The 20,080-nt window shown below is 45.0% G+C and carries 31 protein-coding genes; 2 read left to right on the top strand and 29 right to left on the bottom strand.

Annotated elements, in window-relative coordinates:
• Positions 1-3 precede the first annotated feature (3 nt).
• Positions 4-1,686 (bottom strand): DAK2 domain-containing protein, encoded by a 1,683-nt coding sequence (locus I579_RS04815; RefSeq protein ID WP_010754732.1) that lies wholly within the window; start codon positions 1,684-1,686, stop codon positions 4-6.
• 50 nt (positions 1,687-1,736) lie between these two features.
• Positions 1,737-2,099, bottom strand: a complete 363-nt coding sequence (locus I579_RS04810) for an Asp23/Gls24 family envelope stress response protein (RefSeq protein WP_010754733.1) — start codon at positions 2,097-2,099, stop codon at positions 1,737-1,739.
• Positions 2,100-2,358: 259 nt separating this feature from the next.
• Here I579_RS04810 and rpmB point away from each other — a divergent pair, with 259 nt between their 5' ends.
• Positions 2,359-2,547: a 50S ribosomal protein L28 gene (gene rpmB / locus I579_RS04805; RefSeq protein ID WP_010754734.1), complete on the top strand. Its 189-nt coding sequence runs from the start codon at positions 2,359-2,361 to the stop codon at positions 2,545-2,547.
• A 264-nt stretch (positions 2,548-2,811) separates the two neighbouring features.
• Positions 2,812-5,418, top strand: coding sequence for a YfhO family protein (locus tag I579_RS04800; RefSeq protein ID WP_010754735.1), 2,607 nt, complete (start codon positions 2,812-2,814; stop codon positions 5,416-5,418).
• 187 nt (positions 5,419-5,605) lie between these two features.
• Here the strand turns inward: I579_RS04800 and truA are convergent, their stop codons facing one another.
• The 27 genes from truA to rplV all read right to left on the bottom strand — a co-directional run bounded on the left by truA (position 5,606) and on the right by rplV (position 20,071).
• The gene (truA, locus tag I579_RS04795) at positions 5,606-6,367 is read right to left on the bottom strand and encodes a tRNA pseudouridine(38-40) synthase TruA (RefSeq protein ID WP_010754736.1); all 762 of its coding nucleotides are present in this window, start codon (positions 6,365-6,367) and stop codon (positions 5,606-5,608) included.
• A 66-nt stretch (positions 6,368-6,433) separates the two neighbouring features.
• Positions 6,434-7,231, bottom strand: a complete 798-nt coding sequence (locus tag I579_RS04790; protein ID WP_010754737.1) for an energy-coupling factor transporter transmembrane component T family protein — start codon at positions 7,229-7,231, stop codon at positions 6,434-6,436.
• Positions 7,221-8,087: an energy-coupling factor ABC transporter ATP-binding protein gene (locus I579_RS04785; RefSeq protein ID WP_010754738.1), complete on the bottom strand. Its 867-nt coding sequence runs from the start codon at positions 8,085-8,087 to the stop codon at positions 7,221-7,223. Before I579_RS04785 ends, I579_RS04790 begins: the two co-directional genes overlap by 11 nt.
• Positions 8,063-8,902, bottom strand: a complete 840-nt coding sequence (locus I579_RS04780) for an energy-coupling factor ABC transporter ATP-binding protein (RefSeq protein ID WP_010754739.1) — start codon at positions 8,900-8,902, stop codon at positions 8,063-8,065. The genes I579_RS04785 and I579_RS04780 overlap by 25 nt, the downstream gene beginning before the upstream one ends.
• 281 nt (positions 8,903-9,183) lie before the next feature.
• On the bottom strand, positions 9,184-9,564 hold the full coding sequence (gene rplQ, locus I579_RS04775; RefSeq protein WP_010754740.1) for a 50S ribosomal protein L17: 381 nt from the start codon (positions 9,562-9,564) through the stop codon (positions 9,184-9,186).
• Between the two features lie 29 nt (positions 9,565-9,593).
• Complete coding sequence (locus tag I579_RS04770) at positions 9,594-10,532, bottom strand: DNA-directed RNA polymerase subunit alpha (protein ID WP_034810508.1); 939 nt, start codon at positions 10,530-10,532, stop codon at positions 9,594-9,596.
• A 79-nt stretch (positions 10,533-10,611) separates the two neighbouring features.
• Positions 10,612-11,001, bottom strand: coding sequence for a 30S ribosomal protein S11 (gene rpsK, locus I579_RS04765; protein WP_010754742.1), 390 nt, complete (start codon positions 10,999-11,001; stop codon positions 10,612-10,614).
• Positions 11,002-11,027: 26 nt separating this feature from the next.
• Positions 11,028-11,393 (bottom strand): 30S ribosomal protein S13, encoded by a 366-nt coding sequence (rpsM, locus tag I579_RS04760; RefSeq protein WP_010754743.1) that lies wholly within the window; start codon positions 11,391-11,393, stop codon positions 11,028-11,030.
• An 18-nt stretch (positions 11,394-11,411) separates the two neighbouring features.
• Complete coding sequence (gene rpmJ, locus I579_RS12640) at positions 11,412-11,528, bottom strand: 50S ribosomal protein L36 (RefSeq protein ID WP_002288710.1); 117 nt, start codon at positions 11,526-11,528, stop codon at positions 11,412-11,414.
• A 32-nt stretch (positions 11,529-11,560) separates the two neighbouring features.
• Positions 11,561-11,779, bottom strand: a complete 219-nt coding sequence (infA, locus tag I579_RS04755; RefSeq protein WP_010754744.1) for a translation initiation factor IF-1 — start codon at positions 11,777-11,779, stop codon at positions 11,561-11,563.
• A gap of 189 nt (positions 11,780-11,968) precedes the next feature.
• Complete coding sequence (locus I579_RS04750; protein ID WP_010754745.1) at positions 11,969-12,613, bottom strand: adenylate kinase; 645 nt, start codon at positions 12,611-12,613, stop codon at positions 11,969-11,971.
• Between the two features lie 65 nt (positions 12,614-12,678).
• Complete coding sequence (gene secY / locus I579_RS04745) at positions 12,679-13,977, bottom strand: preprotein translocase subunit SecY (protein ID WP_010754746.1); 1,299 nt, start codon at positions 13,975-13,977, stop codon at positions 12,679-12,681.
• Positions 13,977-14,417 (bottom strand): 50S ribosomal protein L15, encoded by a 441-nt coding sequence (gene rplO / locus I579_RS04740; protein WP_010754747.1) that lies wholly within the window; start codon positions 14,415-14,417, stop codon positions 13,977-13,979. The genes secY and rplO overlap by 1 nt, the downstream gene beginning before the upstream one ends.
• A gap of 41 nt (positions 14,418-14,458) precedes the next feature.
• Positions 14,459-14,638, bottom strand: coding sequence for a 50S ribosomal protein L30 (gene rpmD, locus I579_RS04735; RefSeq protein WP_010754748.1), 180 nt, complete (start codon positions 14,636-14,638; stop codon positions 14,459-14,461).
• A 14-nt stretch (positions 14,639-14,652) separates the two neighbouring features.
• Complete coding sequence (gene rpsE / locus I579_RS04730; protein WP_010754749.1) at positions 14,653-15,153, bottom strand: 30S ribosomal protein S5; 501 nt, start codon at positions 15,151-15,153, stop codon at positions 14,653-14,655.
• 20 nt (positions 15,154-15,173) lie between these two features.
• Positions 15,174-15,530 (bottom strand): 50S ribosomal protein L18, encoded by a 357-nt coding sequence (gene rplR / locus I579_RS04725; RefSeq protein WP_010754750.1) that lies wholly within the window; start codon positions 15,528-15,530, stop codon positions 15,174-15,176.
• Between the two features lie 61 nt (positions 15,531-15,591).
• Complete coding sequence (rplF, locus tag I579_RS04720) at positions 15,592-16,128, bottom strand: 50S ribosomal protein L6 (protein ID WP_010754751.1); 537 nt, start codon at positions 16,126-16,128, stop codon at positions 15,592-15,594.
• A gap of 30 nt (positions 16,129-16,158) precedes the next feature.
• Complete coding sequence (gene rpsH / locus I579_RS04715) at positions 16,159-16,557, bottom strand: 30S ribosomal protein S8 (protein ID WP_010754752.1); 399 nt, start codon at positions 16,555-16,557, stop codon at positions 16,159-16,161.
• A gap of 36 nt (positions 16,558-16,593) precedes the next feature.
• Entirely contained in the window at positions 16,594-16,779 is a 186-nt protein-coding gene (locus tag I579_RS12635) for a type Z 30S ribosomal protein S14 (protein ID WP_010754753.1), read from the bottom strand.
• An 18-nt stretch (positions 16,780-16,797) separates the two neighbouring features.
• Positions 16,798-17,337, bottom strand: a complete 540-nt coding sequence (gene rplE, locus I579_RS04710; RefSeq protein ID WP_010754754.1) for a 50S ribosomal protein L5 — start codon at positions 17,335-17,337, stop codon at positions 16,798-16,800.
• 28 nt (positions 17,338-17,365) lie between these two features.
• Entirely contained in the window at positions 17,366-17,677 is a 312-nt protein-coding gene (gene rplX / locus I579_RS04705) for a 50S ribosomal protein L24 (protein WP_010754755.1), read from the bottom strand.
• Between the two features lie 35 nt (positions 17,678-17,712).
• Entirely contained in the window at positions 17,713-18,081 is a 369-nt protein-coding gene (rplN, locus tag I579_RS04700; protein ID WP_010754756.1) for a 50S ribosomal protein L14, read from the bottom strand.
• A 57-nt stretch (positions 18,082-18,138) separates the two neighbouring features.
• Positions 18,139-18,405 carry a 30S ribosomal protein S17 gene (gene rpsQ, locus I579_RS04695; protein ID WP_010754757.1) on the bottom strand — a complete coding sequence of 89 codons (267 nt, stop codon included), beginning with the start codon at positions 18,403-18,405 and terminating at the stop codon, positions 18,139-18,141.
• 24 nt (positions 18,406-18,429) lie between these two features.
• Positions 18,430-18,618 (bottom strand): 50S ribosomal protein L29, encoded by a 189-nt coding sequence (rpmC, locus tag I579_RS04690; RefSeq protein ID WP_010754758.1) that lies wholly within the window; start codon positions 18,616-18,618, stop codon positions 18,430-18,432.
• Positions 18,608-19,042 (bottom strand): 50S ribosomal protein L16, encoded by a 435-nt coding sequence (gene rplP, locus I579_RS04685; protein WP_010754759.1) that lies wholly within the window; start codon positions 19,040-19,042, stop codon positions 18,608-18,610. Before rplP ends, rpmC begins: the two co-directional genes overlap by 11 nt.
• A gap of 2 nt (positions 19,043-19,044) precedes the next feature.
• Positions 19,045-19,710, bottom strand: coding sequence for a 30S ribosomal protein S3 (gene rpsC, locus I579_RS04680; protein ID WP_010754760.1), 666 nt, complete (start codon positions 19,708-19,710; stop codon positions 19,045-19,047).
• Positions 19,711-19,723: 13 nt separating this feature from the next.
• Entirely contained in the window at positions 19,724-20,071 is a 348-nt protein-coding gene (gene rplV / locus I579_RS04675; RefSeq protein ID WP_010754761.1) for a 50S ribosomal protein L22, read from the bottom strand.
• Between the last annotated feature and the right edge of the window lie 9 nt (positions 20,072-20,080).

Raw genomic sequence — 20,080 nt, 5'->3', positions numbered from 1 at the left:
TTCTTATTCCGCCGCAAAGAGATAAGGATAAACCGGTTGATTCCCATTGTGAATCTCGATTTCCAAATCGCTGTGGGTTGCCACTAGTGCATCGGCAATTTTTTGTGCTTCTTTTTCGTCGGCTTCATCCCCAACGATGATCGTAACGATTTCGGTGTCTTCTTCCACCATCGCCGTTAAAGTATCGATAGCCGTTTGCAAACGATCTTTTTCGGAGTAGATGATCTTGCCGTCAACCATGCCGATAAAGTCACCCTCGGTAATGGTCACGCCGTCGATGGAAGTATCCCGAATGGCGTGGGTTACCGAACCGGAAACCACACCAGCCAAAGCTGCCGTCATATTGGCTTTATTTTCATCCAAGTCTTGTTGTTCATTAAAGGCCAACATTGCGGTCATCCCTTGAGGAATCGCGCGACTTGGTACTACAGCTACTGGAATTTCAGCAACTTCTGCTGCTTGTTCCGCCGCCATAAAGATGTTCTTATTGTTTGGCAACAAGACCACTTTGTCCGCATTGACTTCTTCAATGGCTTTCAAAATGTCCTCGGTGCTTGGGTTCATGGTTTGGCCACCGTTGATCACATAGTTTGCCCCAAGACTCGTGAAGAGCTCTTGCAACCCACTACCGGCTGCAATGGCAATCACCCCGTAAGGAATGCGTTCTTTTGGTGTTTCCACGAAGTTTACCACTTGTTCATCGTGTTCCAAGATGGTTTCGTGTTGCACCCGCATATTGTCCACTTTGACCTTGATCAAAGAACCAAATTTTTGGCCATAGTTCATGACTTCCCCTGGGTGTTCCGTATGCACGTGAACTTTGATGATTTCATCATCGTTAACTACCAAAAGTGAATCCCCGATACCGTCCAAATAATTCCGGAAAGTGTCGTAATCAAAGGTACTGTCCACGGTAGGACCTTCCCCGATTTTCACCATGATTTCGGTACAATAGCCGAACTTGATGTCTTCTGTAGCCAAGTGTCCTTGGACGCTGCGGTGGTGTTCCGCATTAACCATTTCATCCATGGCTGCAGGAGTTGGTTCGAAGGTTTCGGTAGCTTCGTATTCCCCGCTTAAAGCAGCTAAAAAGCCTTCATAGACAAAGAGCAAGCCTTGGCCACCACTGTCCACTACGCCGACTTCTTTCAAGACTGGTAAAAGGTCTGGCGTTTTCGCCAAAGCGCGTTTTGCCCCGCTGACCACGGCCTCCATAACTGCTACACAGTCGTCGGTTTCTTTGGCTTTGCGTTCCCCGTATTCCGCGGCCACGCGAGCAACCGTTAAGATGGTTCCTTCCACCGGTTTCATTACCGCTTTATACGCAGTATCTACCCCGTGGGTGAAGGCATGGGCCAAATCTTCTGCGCCTAATTCCACCACATCGGGAATCTGTTTTGAAAAGCCTCGAATCAATTGAGATAAGATAACCCCAGAGTTTCCTCGGGCGCCCATTAAAAGGCCTCGAGCAAAGACTTGGGCTAATTTTCCCACGGTATCAGCGGGAGAATCGGCCACGGCTTTCGCTCCAGACTCCATGGACATATTCATATTGGTCCCAGTATCGCCATCGGGCACGGGAAAGACATTCAAAGAGTTGACGTATTCGGCGTTTACCTGCAAGCGATTGGCACCGGCCTGCACCATTTCTGAAAACTGGCCGGCACTAATATTCGTTACTTTCACTGTAATCCTCCTTCAAATCGATCGTCATGGGTAAATGACGGATCTCCTACCTAGTCCGGTAGTACTCGTACCCCTTGGACAAACACGTTAACAGAATTCGCGGTGATCCCTAACATGGTTTCCAAATTGTACTTCACTTTCTCTTGCACATTGCGGGAAACCTCAGAGATTTTCGTACCGTAGCTGACAATGGTGTACACGTCCACTGCGATGCCATTTTCTTCTTGGCGCACGACGACCCCTTTGGAATAGTTTTCCCGTTTTAAAATTTCGTTGATATTGTCTTTGATTTGTTTTTTGCTAGCCATGCCGACAATCCCGAACACGTCGGTCGCCGCACCGCCTACAACCGTGGCGATCACTTCATTGGTAATTTCAATCGTACCGGCTTGAGTCTTAATTTTGACAGCCATGAATAAGCCTCCTTCGACGCAGAATGCGCCCAATTATTTCTATAATATTCTATCATAGGCCCGGGGGAAATAAAAGCCACGCCCCTTTGCAAAAAGCATTTGCTCATGAAACTGCAACGTTACAAATTTACATGGTTTCTCCGGACTTGTCAATGTTTCATGGAAAATCTGCTTGCAAAGTTTCCGGAATTGTGGTAAATTCTTTTGGTATGAGCGAAATCTGCGCTCCAACATCAGAGCAAAGGAGGAAACGAATCACATGGCTAAAGTTTGCTACTTTACAGGACGCAAAACAAAAAGTGGAAATAACCGCTCCCACGCGATGAACGCTACAAAACGTACAGTTAAACCTAACTTGCAAAAAGTACGCGTGATGATCGACGGGAAACCTAAGAAAGTTTGGGTCTCTGCTCGTGCTTTGAAATCAGGAAAAGTTGAGCGCGTTTAATTCACAATTTGCAACCGCCTGTTGATCAGGCGGTTTTTTTGTGCCTTAAATCACGCCCCTTTCCCAGACTTAGGATGCTCCCTTTCTTACCATCCTATTCATCTGTATCTTCCGCTGGCAGCTTGCCGGCGTTTTTTTTACCCGTTTGCGCTTTACGCTTCTTAGTATTTTCCTAAATCCCCTGCATCATACAGGTGCACTTTTCTCAATCCCGGGGAAATATGGTAAACTTAGCAAAGAAATTTTTAGAAGTAGGTGACTTGAATGTTTGCTTCCCAAAAGCAATTCATCAAAGAAAATAAGCGCTATTTATTGGCCAGTTTTGGCCTGCCTTTTTTGATTATGGCCTTCATTTATTTAACTCTGGGCATCTATCCAGGAAGTGCCCGTAGCGTCTTAGCCAGTGACGCCTTTTCCCAGTTTTCCAATTTTCACGCCAGCTTTCGCAATATGCTCTTAGGCAAACAAGGCTTTTTCTACACTTGGAATGCCTCCACGGGGCTGAATTACTTGTCCTTAGTTTCCTATTACTTAGGTGGCGTCTTCACTCCCTTGGTGATTTTGTTTCCCAACCAGTACATGCCCGACGCTTTGTACTTTCTCACCCTCTTAAAAATCGGTTCCGCAGGGTTGACCTTTTGGCTCTATGCCAAACATACCTTTAAACTACCCTCTCTGGCACAGGTGAGCCTAGCTGTCTTTTATGCATTAATGTCCTTTACCACGGCCCATTCGGAGTTGATCATGTGGTTGGACGCTTTCGTCTGGTTGCCACTGATTATCTGGGGCATCGACCGCATCCTAGCAGGAAAAAGTCCACGACTGTTATTTTTCAGTTATTTCATTTTATTCGTTACCAGTTTTTACATGGGCTTTATGGTGGCCATCTTCTCTGGCTTGTACTTTATCACCCGCTTTTTCATGGCTCCGAAAAAGCAGTTAAAAGCCTTGATTCCTTATGTACTTACCGCGGGACTAGCTACCGGGGCAGCGATGATCATGATTTTACCCGCCGTCTTAGACTTACAGGCTAATGGGGAAACCCTCTCCACCATTACCAAGCTCAAAACAGAAGCCACGGCGCCCTTGGACTTGATTATGAAGAATATGATTGCCGTCTATGACACTACGAAATACGGCTCCATCCCCTTCATCTTCGCCGGTCTGCTTCCTTTGGCCTTGTGTCTATACTATTTTATTAGCCGCAAAGTTCCTTGGTTGCACAAAGTTCTCTACGGCGCTTTATTCGCCATTTTGATTGCGAGCTTCTACCTAGTCCCATTAAATCTCTTTTGGCACGGGATGCATGCGCCAAATATGTTTTTATTCCGTTATGCCTTCTTGTTTTCCTTCTTAGTGGTCATGTTGGCGGGCTACGGCTGGGAGCAATTAAAAGACATCCATTGGCAGACTTTTGCCAGCTTGTTGCTCATTATGATGGCGGTCTTTTCTTTGGCCTATGGCTTGCGACCAAAGGGAACCTATACGTATGTAACGATTGCTTCCTTGATTTTGACCCTTGTTTTTCTAGTGCTTTACCTTTTATTATTCACCTTCAAAAAGTTAAATTTCTTTACCACGAAGCAGTTCACGATTCTCCTCTTGGTCTTGACCTGTCTTGAGGTAGGCGTCAATACAAACGGCATGTTGCGAGGCATCTTGCAAGACTGGAACTACGCTTCTCGCAGTCTGTACACGGAACCTTATCCGGAAATCAAAGAGTTGGTAGATGACAATGCCGCCGACAATCCGGATAGCTTTTACCGCTTGGAAAATCTCGATGCGGTTTCTTCCAATGACGGCTTGAACTACGGTTACAGTGGCATTAGCATGTTTTCTTCCATTCGCAATCGCCATTCCTCGGCTTACTTGGAAAAACTGGGGTTCCGCTCCCGTGGTACGAACTTAAACATCCGTTACGGCAACAACACCTTGATCATGGACAGCTTAATGGGCATTAAGTACAACCTGACCAAGGAACCTTTGAACAAATACGGCTTTATCAAAAACGATCACACGAAAAACTATATGTCCTATGAAAATGACAATGCTTTGCCATTAGGCTTTTTAACCGATCCTGCTGCCGCAAAAGTCGAGCAACCGGACAATGACAATTTAACTAGCCAGACCAATCTTTTAAATGGCTTAGCCGGCTTACAAGAGCAATACTTTAGTTTCCAACCAATCGCGTTAACCGAAACCAACAACGCCACGGTGACTCAGTCCGGGATTTACACGACCATTACCGAAGAAGAACCCAATGTGGCCAAAGACGTCACGTGGCAAGTCACGATCCCGGCTCACAGTCAAGCCTACCTTAGCCTGTATCCGCAAGATTTTGCGCAGTTGAAGAGCTCCACAGTCACCCTGTTGGTCAATGGCACTCAGCGAAAAAGCCAGTTGAGCATCACCGGTCAGTACTATGATCTAGGCTACTATGACACCACCACTACGGTGACTTTCACCGCTAGCTTCTACGGTACCACTAGCATCGGCCTGCAAAACCCGCAAGTCGTGCTGTTAGACACCGTGGCCTATCAAAAAGCGATGACTGCTTTGAAAGACCAAGGAGTCGACTTAAAAGTTGGCAAACAAAGCGCCAAAGCCACAGTGGATGCAAAGGAAGACCAACTTCTCGTCACCACGATTCCTTACGAAAAAGGCTGGAGCGCCACCATCGACGGCCACCCCGTTGAGATCACGGCTTTCCAAGATGCCTTTGTTTCAATCAAAGTCCCAGCAGGCAAACACGACATTGCCTTTAGCTACTTGCCTCAAGGCTTAAAAGCAGGGAGTCTTTCCTTTGTTCTCTGTCTTGCCCTGTTCCTCTTTTACGATTACACTTATCGCAAGAAACAGCGCCTAAACTAAATCCACGAAAAAGCACTCCTTGACTATGGCTGTAAAAGGCCCTTAGTCAAGGAGTGCTTTTTGATTGGATAAATTCCTTATGAAGCTTTTAAAACCCCTCAGAAGGCTTCTGAGAGGCTTTCAGGATATTTCCTGAAAGAAAGACTGACTATTTTCAGTCAAGCCCCTCAAATCGTAGGCTCACGAGCTAGTTGTCTGCATCTGCTTCGTAACACACTTTCGCCAAATACAGGCCTTCTGGATGTGCGGTAGGCCCGGCCAAATTCCGATCTTTGCCGGCGATGATTCCCGGAATGCTGTCCACGGCTAAGCGCCCATTGCCGATTTTCAGCAAAGTCCCCACTAAGATCCGAATCATCTTGTACAAAAAACCATCCCCGCGAAAAGTAAAAGTCAACTGATCACCGGCTTCATTCACCACCATGGAGGCTTCGTGGATCGTCCGCACCTTGTCATCCACCGAACTCCCACTAGCACAAAAGGACGTGAAGTCATGGGTGCCCAATAAGTCCGGCAAGGCCTGACGAATCCGCTCCAAATCTAAAGGATAAGGGTAATAGCTTGCGTAATGCCGGCGAAAAGGACTTCGAGGCTTGCCGATATCCACTTTAAACTGATAGGTCTTCTCCACCACCAAGTAGCGGGCGTGGAACGCTTCTGTGACTTGCTCCACACTAGACACTGCAATGTCTTCCGGAGACTGGGTATCTAAAGCGTAGCGCATGCGCTCCAAAGACCGTTCATAAGGGAAATCAAAATGAATCACTTGCCCTAAGGCGTGAACCCCGGCATCCGTGCGACCGGATCCATGAATCATAATCGGCTGCCCATCCGCCATACGGGTCAAGAGTGCCTCCAACTCCGCTTGCACCGTACGGCCATTGGGTTGCCGTTGAAACCCACTAAAATTCGTGCCATCGTAAGCGATAATCGCTTTGTAACGTACCATGTCTGTTGCATCCTTTCTCATTCTTGCCAGAAAAAGAGACTGCGACTTGTGTCACAGCCCCCATGATTATTTTCGTAATAAGACCAGACCTACCGTAAAGACTGCGAAGACGACAATCGTCAAAGTATCCCGCAAGTGCCAGTCTAGTTTGCGGTATTTCGTGCGACCTTCCCCGCCGTTGTAGCCTCGAGCTTCCATGGCCGTAGCCAAGTCCTCCGCCCGATTAAAACTAGAAACAAACAAAGGAATCAACAGCGGAATGACCGCCTTCATCTTTTGGATCAAATTGCCTTCCCCAAAATCCACGCCCCGAGCCCGTTGCGCATTCATGATTTTCTCCGTTTCATCCATCAATGTAGGCACAAAGCGTAAAGCAATGGACAGCATCAATGAAATTTCATGGACGGGAAAATGCAAGACCTTCAAAGGACGCAAGAGATACTCAATGGCATCGGATAATTCCAAAGGTGCCGTAGTCAAGGTCAGCAAGGTGGACATGAAGATGATTAAAATAAAACGACAGAAGATGAAAATCCCGTTCATCACGCCGTATTGTGTCAAAGTAAAAATCCACCAGCTCCAATAAACGACTCCTCCCGTAGTAAAGAACATCTGCAAAGCTACGGTAAAGAGGATCAACCAAATCAACGGTCTCACACCCCGGATAAAGAAGCTCAAGCTGATCTTAGAAAGCAAGACACAGCCTAAGGTAAACAGTCCCGCAAAGAGATAACTCTGCCACGTATTGGCAATAAAGATTACCCCGATAAAGTAAAAGCTGGCGACTAATTTTGCCCGAGGATCAAGCTTATGAATAATCGAGTCACCGGGAATGTAGCGCCCAAAAATCAGTTTATTCATCATGGGACAGCCCTCCCATCGCAACCAGTTGATCCGCCAATTCCTCAGCAGTCAAAGGCAAGTGGTCGAAGGTCAAGCCTTTTTGCACTAATTTTTCCGCAAAGGCGGTGGCAGTAGGCACACCGATTTGCTTCTCTTCTACCCAGCCCACATCTTCAAAGACCGTTTGCGGTGTGCCACACTTGACCACCCGGCCTTTTTCTAAGACATAAACATAATCGGCAAAATTCGCCACATCATCCATTAAGTGGGTTACCAAAACGATGGTCATCTGTTGCTCCTTGTGCAAGCGCCAGAACATCTCCATCATTTCTTTGCGGCCTTGAGGGTCAAGCCCTGCTGTAGGTTCATCTAAAACCAATACTTCCGGTTCCATGGCCAAAACTCCCGCAATGGCCACCCGGCGCATTTGTCCGCCGGATAGTTCAAAAGGCGAACGCTCTAAGTAGCTTTCATCCAGTCCGACCAACTCCAAGTAACGAGCCGCAAGCTTCACGGCTTCTTCATCGGTTGCTCCGAAGTTTTTAGGACCAAAGGCGATATCTTTTGCCACCGTCTCCTCAAAAAGCTGGGCCTCTGGAAATTGAAACACAATCCCCACCTTTTTACGAATCGGTTTTAAGTTTTTATTGTCGGTTTCCGGAGTAATCGTCCGTTCTCCGATTTTTACCAAGCCTGCTGTAGGCTTCAAAAGTGCATTTAAGTGTTGCAACAAAGTGGACTTGCCACTGCCCGTATGCCCCACTAAAGCCGTATAGGAGCCTTCTTTGACTTCTAAATCAATATCAAACAACGCCCGCGTCTCAAAGGGTGAATTGGGCTGATAGGTAAAGCCTACTTGTTCAAAACGGATGTCCATAACCAGTCCACCATCCCTTCCTCAGTCAGATACTCAGCGGGCACGGGAATCCCTCGCGCCTTTAATGCCGCCTTCAACTTCTCAGGAAAAGGCAAATCCAACCCTAGTTCCACTAATTTCGGCCCCGCAGAAAAAATCTTTTCCGGAGTTCCTTCGTCGATCAAGCGGCCTTCCTTCATAACCAAGACCCGATTAGCATTAGCCGCCTCATCGATATCATGGGTAATGGAAAGCACGGTTAGATTGCTCTGTTCCTTGATTTTCTTAATCGTGGCGATGACTTCTTCCCGTCCTTCTGGATCTAACATACTGGTAGCTTCATCCAGGATGATAATATCCGGGCGCAAGGCGACTACCCCGGCAATGGCCACCCGTTGCTTTTGGCCACCAGAAAGCCGCGCCGGTTCCCGGGTCTTAAAGTCCGACATCCGCACTTGTTCTAAGGCGTCCGCCACTCGCACCAACATCTCTTCTCTGGGGATTCCTTGGTTTTCCATACCAAAAGCCACATCGTCTTCCACCGTGGAGCCGACAAACTGATTATCCGGATTTTGAAAGACCATACCGACCATTTTGCGAATGTCCCAGATATTGCCTTCATTCAAGTCCATATTCCCCACTTGAATACTTCCGGACTGAGGCAACAACAAACCGTTAATGGTCTTTGCCAAAGTAGACTTGCCACTACCATTGTGACCGATGATGGCCACCCATTCTCCCCGTTTGATTTCCAAAGAAACCTCTGACAAAGCCGGGCGGGGAGTATCTATATCATATGTAAATGTAATATCCTGCAAATTAATGATGGAATCCATGTGCATTTCTCCTCATTCGAACTAAACAGGCCACAAGCGGCCAACACTATAGCTAAATCTATCAAAAAAAGCCTGGGAATTCAAATCATTCCTGTCTTTACACCTAAAAAAGACGAATAACGCAGGAATTTTGGGTAAAAAAAAAAGCACTTTATGATGAGAGCTTACATCCCGACTAAAAGCCGGGATGTAGCGCTGAGCTAGACTCGGAAAAGTTGACAAGCCCTTCCAACATCATAACACTCTAAAAATTCATCCATAAAGTGATGTTAAGTGTGATCTTAAACTAATTCCAAAATAACCATTGAAGCAGCATCGCCGCGACGTGGTTCGGTTTTCAAGATACGAGTGTATCCACCTTGACGATCTGCATAACGAGGAGCAACATCATTGAAAAGCTTTTGCAAAGCAGATTCAATAACGATTTCTTCGTTTTCTTCACGAACGCTAGCAACTTCATTGCGAACAAAAGCAGCTGCTTGACGACGTGCGTGCAAATCTCCACGTTTTCCAAGAGTGATCATTTTTTCAGCAGTTGAACGAACTTCCTTAGCACGAGCTTCGGTAGTGACAATGCGTTCGTTAATGATTAAATCGGTAGTCAAGTCACGCAACATCGCTTTACGTTGGCTTGATGTGCGTCCTAATTTACGGTAACTCACGTGGGTTTCCTCCTATTCCAAATTACTTCCTAATCGTCTTTACGTAGCCCTAAGCCAAGGTCATGCAATTTTGCTTTGACTTCTTCTAGAGATTTCCGGCCCAAGTTACGAACTTTGATCATTTCAGGTTCGGACTTGTTGGTCAATTCTTGAACAGTATTGATGCCAGCACGTTTCAAACAATTGTAAGAACGAACGGATAAATCTAATTCTTCGATGGTCATTTCCAACATTTTTTCTTTTTGTGTTTCTTCTTTTTCAATCATGATTTCCACGTTTTTCGCTTCATCAGTCAGATTCACAAAAATATCCAAATGCTCCGTCATGATCTTCGCAGCTAGACTCATTGCTTCTAATGGCAAAATGGATCCGTCTGTCCAGATTTCCATGGTTAATTTATCGAAATCATCCCGACGTCCAACCCGTGTGTTTTCAACTTGGTAGTTGACACGACGAACAGGGGTATAGATTGAATCAACCGGAAGAACGCCAATTGGCATATCTTCTTTTTTGTTTTCATCGGCTTGGACATACCCACGACCAGGTTTGACAGTCAAACGAGCATGGAATGTTGCGCCTTCAGAAACACTGCAGATGTACATATCTTTGTTCAAGATTTCTACATCGCTGTCAACGATAATATCGCCTGCTGTGACTGTTGCCGGACCAGCGATATCGATTTCCAGGGTTTTTTCTTCTTGAGTGTACATCTTCAGGGCGAGGCCTTTGATGTTCAAGATGATCTGTGCCACGTCTTCCCGTACACCTTTGACAGTTGAGAATTCGTGTAAAACACCATCGATCTGGATGCTGGTGATTGCTGCACCAGGTAAAGAAGACAACAAAATACGACGCAGGGAATTGCCTAAAGTAGTTCCATAGCCTCTTTCCAGAGGTTCTACGATGAACTTGCCATAATCTTTTTCTTCATCAATCTTTGAGATTCTTGGTTTTTCGAATTCAATCATTCTTATCATTTACCCCTTTCAAAACGAAAAGTGTCTTGCTTAATGACGTTACTTTTAGCACTCAAATGAGCAGCACTCATTAAACACGACGGCGTTTTGGAGGGCGGCATCCATTGTGAGGAACTGGAGTTACGTCACGGATAGCAGTTACTTCTAAACCTGCTGCTTGTAATGCACGGATTGCTGCTTCACGTCCTGAACCAGGTCCTTTAACGGTTACTTCTACGGTTCTCAAACCATGTTCCATTGCTGCTTTAGTAGCTGTTTCAGCTGCCATTTGCGCTGCGAAAGGAGTAGATTTTTTGCTTCCTTTAAAGCCTAGAGAACCTGCTGATGACCACGCTAATGCGTTTCCGTGAACATCAGTGATCATAACGATTGTATTGTTGAATGTTGAGTGGATATGCGCGATACCAGCTTCAATATTCTTTTTCACACGGCGTTTGCGACTCACTTTTTTTGCTGCCATGAAGTTTAACCTCCTTCACTTAGAAATTATTTTTTCTTACCTGCCACTGTTTTAGAAGGGCCTTTACGAGTACGTGCGTTGTTCTTCGTGTTTTGTCCACGAGTTGGCAACCCACGACGATGACGGATTCCACGGTAAGAACCGATTTCCATCAAACGTTTGATGTTCAAGTTAACTTCACGACGAAGATCCCCTTCAACTTTTAGCTTATCTACTTCCGCACGAATGGCGTCTGTTTGTTCGTTGGTAAGGTCCCGAACACGAACGTCTTCAGAAACACCAGCGTTAGCTAATACTTGTTTCGCAGTTGTGTTCCCAATCCCATAGATATAAGTAAGGGAAACTACTACGCGTTTATCACGAGGAATATCTACTCCTGCAATACGAGCCATATTTTGTTACACCTCCGATTATCCTTGACGTTGTTTATGTTTTGGATTTGCTGGGCAAATCACCATAACCCGACCTTTACGGCGGATTACTTTACAATGTTCGCACATTGGTTTTACTGATGGTCTTACTTTCATGATAATACCTCCTGTAGTTTTACGGAGTACAATTATTTAAAGCGGTAAGTGATACGACCCCGGGACAGATCATAAGGAGAAAGCTCCACTGTCACCTTGTCACCAGGTAAAATGCGGATATAATGCATCCGAATCTTGCCAGAGACGGTAGCCAACACTTGGTGTCCGTTTTCCAACTCCACTTTAAACATTGCATTCGGCAAAGTTTCGACGACTGTACCTTCGATTTCGATCACATCTTCTTTTGCCACGCACAGTACCTCCTTGTACTTGTGATTTTCACACGATAAAATGGCGGAAACACCGAAGTTCCCACCTAAGATTCTCAAAAAAGTTGCCTCTAACACAAGGCTAGAAGTCGGACTGACACATTGTATCACAGAATGTCAAACTTAACAAGAGAAAACTTTAAGGCTGCAAGTCGGTAACTAGCGATGTCGTTACTCGATGATTTTTTTAACATCGTTAAATACAGCATCGATTTCACGATCGCCATCAATAGACTGCAATAAACCTTGGTCTTTGTAATAGCTTAAGATCGGTTCACTACTTTTGATATTGACAGCAAGACGATTTTTGACCGTCTCAGGCTTATCATCTTCTCGTTGGTAAAATTCATGGCCTCCACAGCGATCACAAGTTCCTTCGACCTTTGTTGGGTTGAAGATTTTGTGATAGGTAGCGCCGCAGTTGCGACAAATGTAACGTCCGGCTAAACGTTCAACGAGCGTTTCTTCAGGGACATGGATTTCGATAACTGCGTCAATCTTCTTGTTTAGGTCCGTAAGCATTTGATCTAGCTCTTTGGCTTGATCCAATGTCCGAGGGTACCCATCCAACAAAAAGCCATTTTCAGTATCGGGTTCTGCTAAGCGTTCTTTCACGATACCATTCGTTACCGCGTCAGGAACGAGCTCCCCTTTGTCCATGTATGTTTTTGCTTCCAATCCAAGCTTTGTTTCTTTGGCAATGGCTGCCCGAAACATATCGCCGGTGGAAATTTGGGGAATTTTATATTCAGCAACGATCCGTTCTGCTTGGGTACCTTTACCAGCACCTGGTAAACCCATCAATACAAGGTTCATGCTAACTACTCCTCCTATTTAAAGGGTGCAACGGTGTTGAGGAAAATCCTCAACCCGCTAACACATTAATTGTTGATAAAGCCAGTATATTTTCGTTTCAACATTAAGCCTTCTAACTGTTTAGCAGTTTCCAGCGCAACACCGATCACGATTAATAAACTTGTTCCGCCCAACCCGATAGATTGAGGGAGGTTCCAAATCATTTGCGCTACGATTGGCAACAACGCAACGAGACCTAAGAAGATCGCGCCCACTGCACTTAAACGCATCAACAAACCAGAAACATACTCTTCCGTACCTTTCCCAGGCCGTACACTTGGAATGTAGCTGCCTTGCTTTTGCAAGTTTTCCGCTAATTTCTCAGGGTTTACTTGAACAAAGGCATAGAAGAAGGTGAAGGCAACGATTAAGACAGTATAGATAATCGCACCTGGAACGGTATTGTAACTGAAGATTTGGGTCAAAACTTGATACCAATCTTTGCCCGCATTATTGCTAGCTACCGCCTGCAAAATAGCATTTGGTGTGGCAATAAAGGATGAAGCAAAGATGACTGGGATTACCCCAGCAGCATTTACCTTGATTGGCAAATAACTACTAGTAGGTGCACCGGCAACTCGTTTGGTATATTGAATCGGAATTTTTCGTTCCGCTTGTTGAACATAGGTCACCAAAGTTACGATTACGAGAATCGCGATGACTAACAAAATCATGAAGATCGCGGACTTCCAGATTTCAGAGGATTCGATATTAATGAAGTAATCTTCAATCAAACCTTTGATATCTGTCGGCATCCGGGAGATAATCCCGGCGAAGATGATCATGGAAACGCCGTTACCGACGCCTTTTTCTGTAATTTGTTCCCCTAACCAAGTCACGAACATGGTACCTGCCGTTAAGATCAGGCCGATGATCATGAAGTTCTTCACGGAAGTATCCGTTACAAACCCTAGCTGGGTGAAGGAATTAAAGCCAAAGGTGATCCCGATTGATTGGACAAAGCCCAAAATCAGGGTCAATACTCGGGTCGCTTGGTTCAACTTCCGGCGTCCAACCTCACCTTGTTTCGACCATTCCACAAACTTCGGTACGATATCCATCTGCAAGAGTTGGATTACGATGGAAGCTGTGATATAAGGTGAAACCCCCATGGCGAAGATCGAGAAGTTTTGCATGGCGCTACCACTTACGATATTCAACATGTTTAGGAAAGGCAGTTCCGAAATGGTTTGCAATCGACTGGCATCTACGCCCGGCACCGTAATATGGGCGCCTAAGCGAAAGACAAACAGTGCAAAGATCGTAAAGAAGAGTTTCGAACGAATCTCTTTTACTTTAAACGAGTCCCGCAACAGTTTAATCATTAGATCACCTCGATTGATCCGCCAGCAGCAACAATCGCTTCTTCAGCTGCTTTTGAGAATTTAGCTGCTTTCACAGTTAATTTCTTAGTCAATTCGCCGTTAGCTAACACTTTGATTCCTGCTTTTTCGTTTTTCACAAAGCCGGCTTCAACCAAAGTAACAGGGGTTACTTCAGCACCGTCTTCAAAACGATTCAAGACATCTAAGTTGATAACTGCATATTCTTTACGGTTAATGTTGGTAAATCCACGTTTTGGCAAACGACGGAACAATGGAGTTTGTCCCCCTTCAAAGCCTAGACGTACACCACCGCCGGAACGAGCTTTTTGCCCCTTTTGTCCACGGCCAGCTGTTTTCCCGTTACCAGAAGATGTTCCGCGACCTACGCGATTGCGTACTTGACGAGAACCTTCTGAAGGTTTTAATTCATGAAGTTTCATAGGTTTGGCACCTCCTTAATCAAAATAGTTCGAAGCTAAAATTAAACTTCTTCAACTTCTACCAAGTGAGAAATAGTGTTAACCATGCCTTTGATTGCTTCATTGGCAGGTTTCACTACTGTTGAGTTCATTTTTTTCAAACCTAGCGCTTTAACGGTGTCTCGTTGATTTTGAGGACGTCCGATAACGCTGCGTTTCAAAGTGATTTTCAAATCAGCCATTATATTTGTCCTCCTTATCCGATCAATTCGTCAACGGAAATGCCGCGAAGTTCTGCAACTTCTTCAGCCCGTTTCAATTGTGTCAAACCTTCAACGGTTGCCCGCACTACGTTGATTGGGGTGTTAGAACCTAAAGATTTAGACGTAACATCGCCCACACCAGCTAATTCTAGGACCGCACGAACCGGGCCACCAGCAGCTACTCCAGAACCTTCTACAGCAGGTTTCATCAAGATGCGGCCGCCGCCAAATACGCCGATGACTTCGTGAGGGATTGTAGAACCAACCATTGGTACTTCAACCAGGTTTTTCTTCGCATTTTCGATTGCTTTGCGGATTGCTTCTGGTACTTCTTGTGCTTTACCAGTACCAAATCCAACGTGACCGTTTTTATCGCCCACGACAACCAAAGCAGCGAAACGCAAACGACGTCCACCTTTAACAACTTTGGTTACACGGTTGATAGCAACCACGCGGTCTTCTAATTCCAAATGTTTTGGATCAATATAAACCATGAATGGTGTTCCTCCTTCTCTTAAAATTCTAGTCCATTTTCGCGAGCAGCTTCAGCCAAAGCTTGCACGCGGCCATGGTAAAGGTAACCACCACGGTCAAAGACTACTACTTTAACGCCTTTTGCTGCGGCACGTTCTGCGACTAATTTTCCGACAGTTTGTGCTTGTTCAACTTTTGTTCCACCTGAAATTTCTTTATCCAAGGTAGAGGCACTTGCTAGCGTCACACCCGCTACGTCATCAATTACTTGTGCGTAGATGTTTTTGTTAGAACGGAAAACGTTCAAGCGTGGGCACTCAGCAGTACCAGAGATTTTGTTACGGACACGACGATGACGCTTTTGACGTGTTTTGTTTTTATCTGGTTTTGTAATCACAATTGTCACCTCTTTGTTTTTGCTGGCCTAGGCCGCGAATCGTAAACTTTGCAGCCTACGATTATTTACCAGTTTTACCTTCTTTACGGCGTACGTATTCGCCAACATAGCGAATCCCTTTGCCTTTGTAAGGTTCTGGAGGACGAACGCCGCGGATGTTAGCTGCTAATTCGCCAACAACTTCTTTGTCCGAGCCTTTTACGATGATTGAAGTATTGTTTGGTACTTCAATTTCGATACCAGCTGGTGCATCGATTTCAACTGGGTGAGAGTAGCCCACGTTCAAGACAAGTTTTTTGCCTTGTAATTGTGCACGATACCCAACCCCTTGAAGTTCCAATGCTTTTTGGAATCCTTCAGAAACACCTACGACCATGTTGTTGAAGTTGGCCCGGGTAGTTCCGTGGATGGTTTTCATTTCTTTTGTGTCATTTGGACGTGTAAATGTTACTTCGTTTCCTTCGATATTCATTGCGATATCAGAAGAGAAATGACGAGTTAATTCACCCTTTGGCCCTTTGACTGTAACGTTGTTGCCATCTTGCTTGATTTCAACACCAGCAGGCAATACAACGATTTTATTACCGATACGACTCACTTGAAGACACCTCCTTGTGTAATTATTTTATTACCATACGTAAGCGACAACTTCGCCGCCGATGTTTTTCGCCCGAGCTTCTTTGTCGGTGATAACACCTTCAGAAGTAGACAAGATCGCGATACCCAAACCGTTCAATACTTTTGGTACTTCGTCAGCTTTGACGTAAGCCCGCAAGCCTGGTTTAGAGATACGTTTCAAGTTGGTGATGACGCGTTCGCCGTTCCGTCCATATTTCAGGAAGACGCGGATTACGCCTTGTTTGTCATCTTCGATATATTCAACATCGCGGATGAATCCTTCTTTTTTCAGGATTTCAGCGATATCACGTTTGATTTTTGAAGCAGGTACTTCCAACGATTCGTGTTTGACCATGTTGGCATTACGAATACGAGTTAGGAAATCTGCGATTGGATCTGTCATGACCATTGGATGATTTACCTCCTTTATGCGAGTTTTCTTGGTTTACCAGCTAGCTTTCTTCACGCCGGGAATTTGTCCTTTATAGGCAAGTTCGCGGAAGCAAATACGGCAAAGTTTGAATTTACGATAAACTGAATGTGGACGTCCGCAACGTTCGCAGCGAGTGTATTCTTGACTAGAGAACTTAGCAGGACGTTTGTTTTTAGCAATCATTGATTTTTTAGCCACGTAGTTCGCCTCCTTTTTTTATTTTGCAAATGGCATGCCTAGTTGCGTTAACAATTCACGGGATTCTTCGTCTGTTTGTGCAGTTGTCACAATTACGATGTCCATCCCGCGGACTTTATCTACCATGTCATAATCAACTTCTGGGAAGATTAATTGTTCTTTGATACCTAAAGTATAGTTACCGCGACCATCAAAAGCCTTTTTGCTGACGCCGTGGAAATCACGGACACGAGGTAAGGAAACACTTACCAATTTATCAAGGAATTCATACATGCGTTCGCCACGCAATGTAACTTTAGCCCCGATTGGCATTCCTTCACGTAAACGGAAACCAGCGATTGATTTCTTAGCTTTCGTGATCAATGGTTTTTGACCAGAGATCAAAGCCAATTCTTCAACTGCTTTATCCAAGTTTTTCGCATTGGATACGGCATCACCCACACCCATGTTGATCACGATCTTGTCAACTTTTGGTGCTTGCATTACGGAAGTGTAATTGAATTTTTCTGTCAAAGCCGGAACGACTTCTTTAGTATATTTTTCTTTCAGGCGGTTCATTCGTTTGCTCCTCCTTTCCTACACGAGATTATTTATCCAGAACTTCGCCGGTTTTTTTAGAAACGCGGACTTTTTTGCCGTCAACTTCTTTGTAGCCGACACGGGTAGTTTGACCGTTTGAAGGATCAATCACCATCACGTTGGAAACATGAATCGGTGCTTCGACTTCAAGGATCCCACCTTGAGGAGCAGCTTGAGAAGGTTTTTGGTGTTTCTTCATCACGTTAACACCTTCGACAATCACTTTATCTTTCTTAGGAAACGCTGCAAGTACAACGCCTTCTTTGTTTTTGTCTTTACCAGTGATAACTTTTACTTTATCGCCTTTTTTTACAAACATTACTGTTTCGCACCTCCTTTGGTAATAGATACAAATTACAATACTTCTGGTGCTAGAGAAACGATCTTCATGAAGTTGTTTTCACGCAATTCACGGGCCACTGGGCCAAAGATCCGAGTTCCCCGAGGGCTCTTATCGTCACGGATAATAACCGCAGCATTTTCATCGAATTTGATATAAGAACCGTCAGTCCGACGAGCTCCTGTTTTAGTACGAACGATGACGGCTTTTACCACGTCACCTTTTTTGACAACTCCACCTGGCGTTGCTTGTTTAACCGAAGCAACAATGACGTCCCCGATATTTGCAGTCTTGCGGCCTGAACCACCAAGAACTTTAATCGTAAGGATTTCCCGGGCACCTGAGTTGTCCGCAACTTTTAAGCGGCTTTCTGCTTGGATCACGATGTGTATCCTCCTTTCAGGTTGTGCATATCACTCTATATCGGAAAGTCTCCGTGATTAGATAACCACTGCTTTTTCAACAATATCAACCAAACGGAAACGTTTAGTAGCTGATAATGGACGAGTTTCCATAATGCGCACGATATCGCCAACTTTTGCTTCGTTGTTTTCATCGTGGGCTTTGTATTTCTTAGAGTAGTTCATGCGTTTGCCGTAGATAGGGTGATTCTTTTTGGTTTCAACCACAACAGTGATGGTTTTATCCATTTTGTCAGATACCACGCGACCTTGGTAAACTTTGCGTTGATTTCTTTCTTCAGTCATACGCTAAATGGCCTCCTTCCACTCTTACTTAGATTGTTCACGCAACACAGTTTTGATGCGTGCAATCGATTTGCGAACTTCTTGGATACGTGCAGTGTTTTCTAATTGACCGGTTGCTAGTTGGAATCGCAAGTTGAACAATTCTTCCTTCAATTGCTTTTCTTGATCAAGCATTTCGGCAGTGGTTAATTCTCTGATTTCTTTAACCTTCATTCGATTCACCACCCATTTCCTCACGTTTTACGATTTTAGTCTTGATTGGCAACTTGTGAGATGCAAGACGTAATGCTTCACGAGCGACTTCTTCTGGAACCCCAGCAATTTCAAACATGATCTTGCCACGTTTCACAGGAGAAACCCATCCTTCAGGAGCCCCTTTACCGGAACCCATCCGAACGCCGATTGCTTTCGCTGTGTATGATTTGTGAGGGAAAATTTTGATCCATACTTTCCCGCCACGTTTCATGTAACGAGTCATAGCGATACGAGCAGCTTCAATTTGGCGGTTAGTGATCCAGTGAGATTCAACAGCTTGCAAGCCGTATTCACCGAATGCTACTTCTTTACCGCCTTTAGCTTCGCCCCGCATTTTTCCACGGAACTCACGACGGTGTTTCACACGTTTAGGTACTAACATGTTTATTTCCCTCCTTTCTCAGTGTTTTGAACGTTCTTTTTCGCTGGCAAGATTTCGCCGCGGTAGATCCACACTTTCACTCCTAATTTTCCGTAGGTAGTGTTTGCTTCTTCCCATGCGTAGTCGATATCGGCACGCAATGTATGAAGAGGAACAGTTCCTTCTGAATAACCTTCAGAACGAGCGATATCAGCACCGTTCAAACGGCCAGATACCATAGTTTTGATCCCTTTAGCGCCGGCACGCATTGTCCGTTGGATCGCTTGTTTTTGTGCACGACGGAATGCCACGCGGTTTTCTAATTGACGGGCAATTCCTTCGCCAACTAATTTTGCATCAAGATCCGGTTTTTTGATTTCCACGATGTTGATGTGGACCCGTTTGCCGGTCAACTTGTTTAATTCTTTTCTTAGGTTTTCGACTTCAGAACCGCCTTTACCGATCACCATACCTGGTTTAGCTGTGTGAATAGAAACGTTCACGCGATTTGCAGCGCGTTCGATTTCCACTTTAGACACAGCGGCATCAGCAAGTTTGGTCGCAATAAATTTGCGGATTCTTAAATCTTCGTGTAGGAATTCGCCGTATTCTTTTTCAGCATACCATTTCGCATCCCAGTCACGGATGATGCCAACGCGCATTCCAATTGGATTTACTTTTTGACCCACTGAATGTCCCTCCTTATTTTTCTGATACGACTACAGTAATATGACTTGTTCTTTTGTTGATTGGTGAAGCAGAACCTTTCGCCCGAGGACGGAAACGTTTCATAGTAGGTCCTTCGTTAACGAAGGCTTCAGAAACGATTAGGTTTTCAACATCTAAGTCAAAGTTATTTTCTGCATTCGCTACTGCTGACATCAAAACTTTTTCGATGATTCCGGCAGCTTTATTTGGTGTAAACTTCAAGATTGCAATTGCTTCTCCAACATTTTTCCCGCGAATCAAATCGATCACTAGACGGGATTTGCGAGGAGAAACGCGAACTGTTTTGGCAGTTGCTCTTGCTGATGTGATTTGTTCAGCCATTTGAAAATC

The organism is Enterococcus asini ATCC 700915, assembly GCF_000407365.1.
In the GTDB taxonomy this organism is placed as follows: domain Bacteria; phylum Bacillota; class Bacilli; order Lactobacillales; family Enterococcaceae; genus Enterococcus_C; species Enterococcus_C asini.
This window is presented reverse-complemented; position numbering and strand designations above follow the sequence as displayed.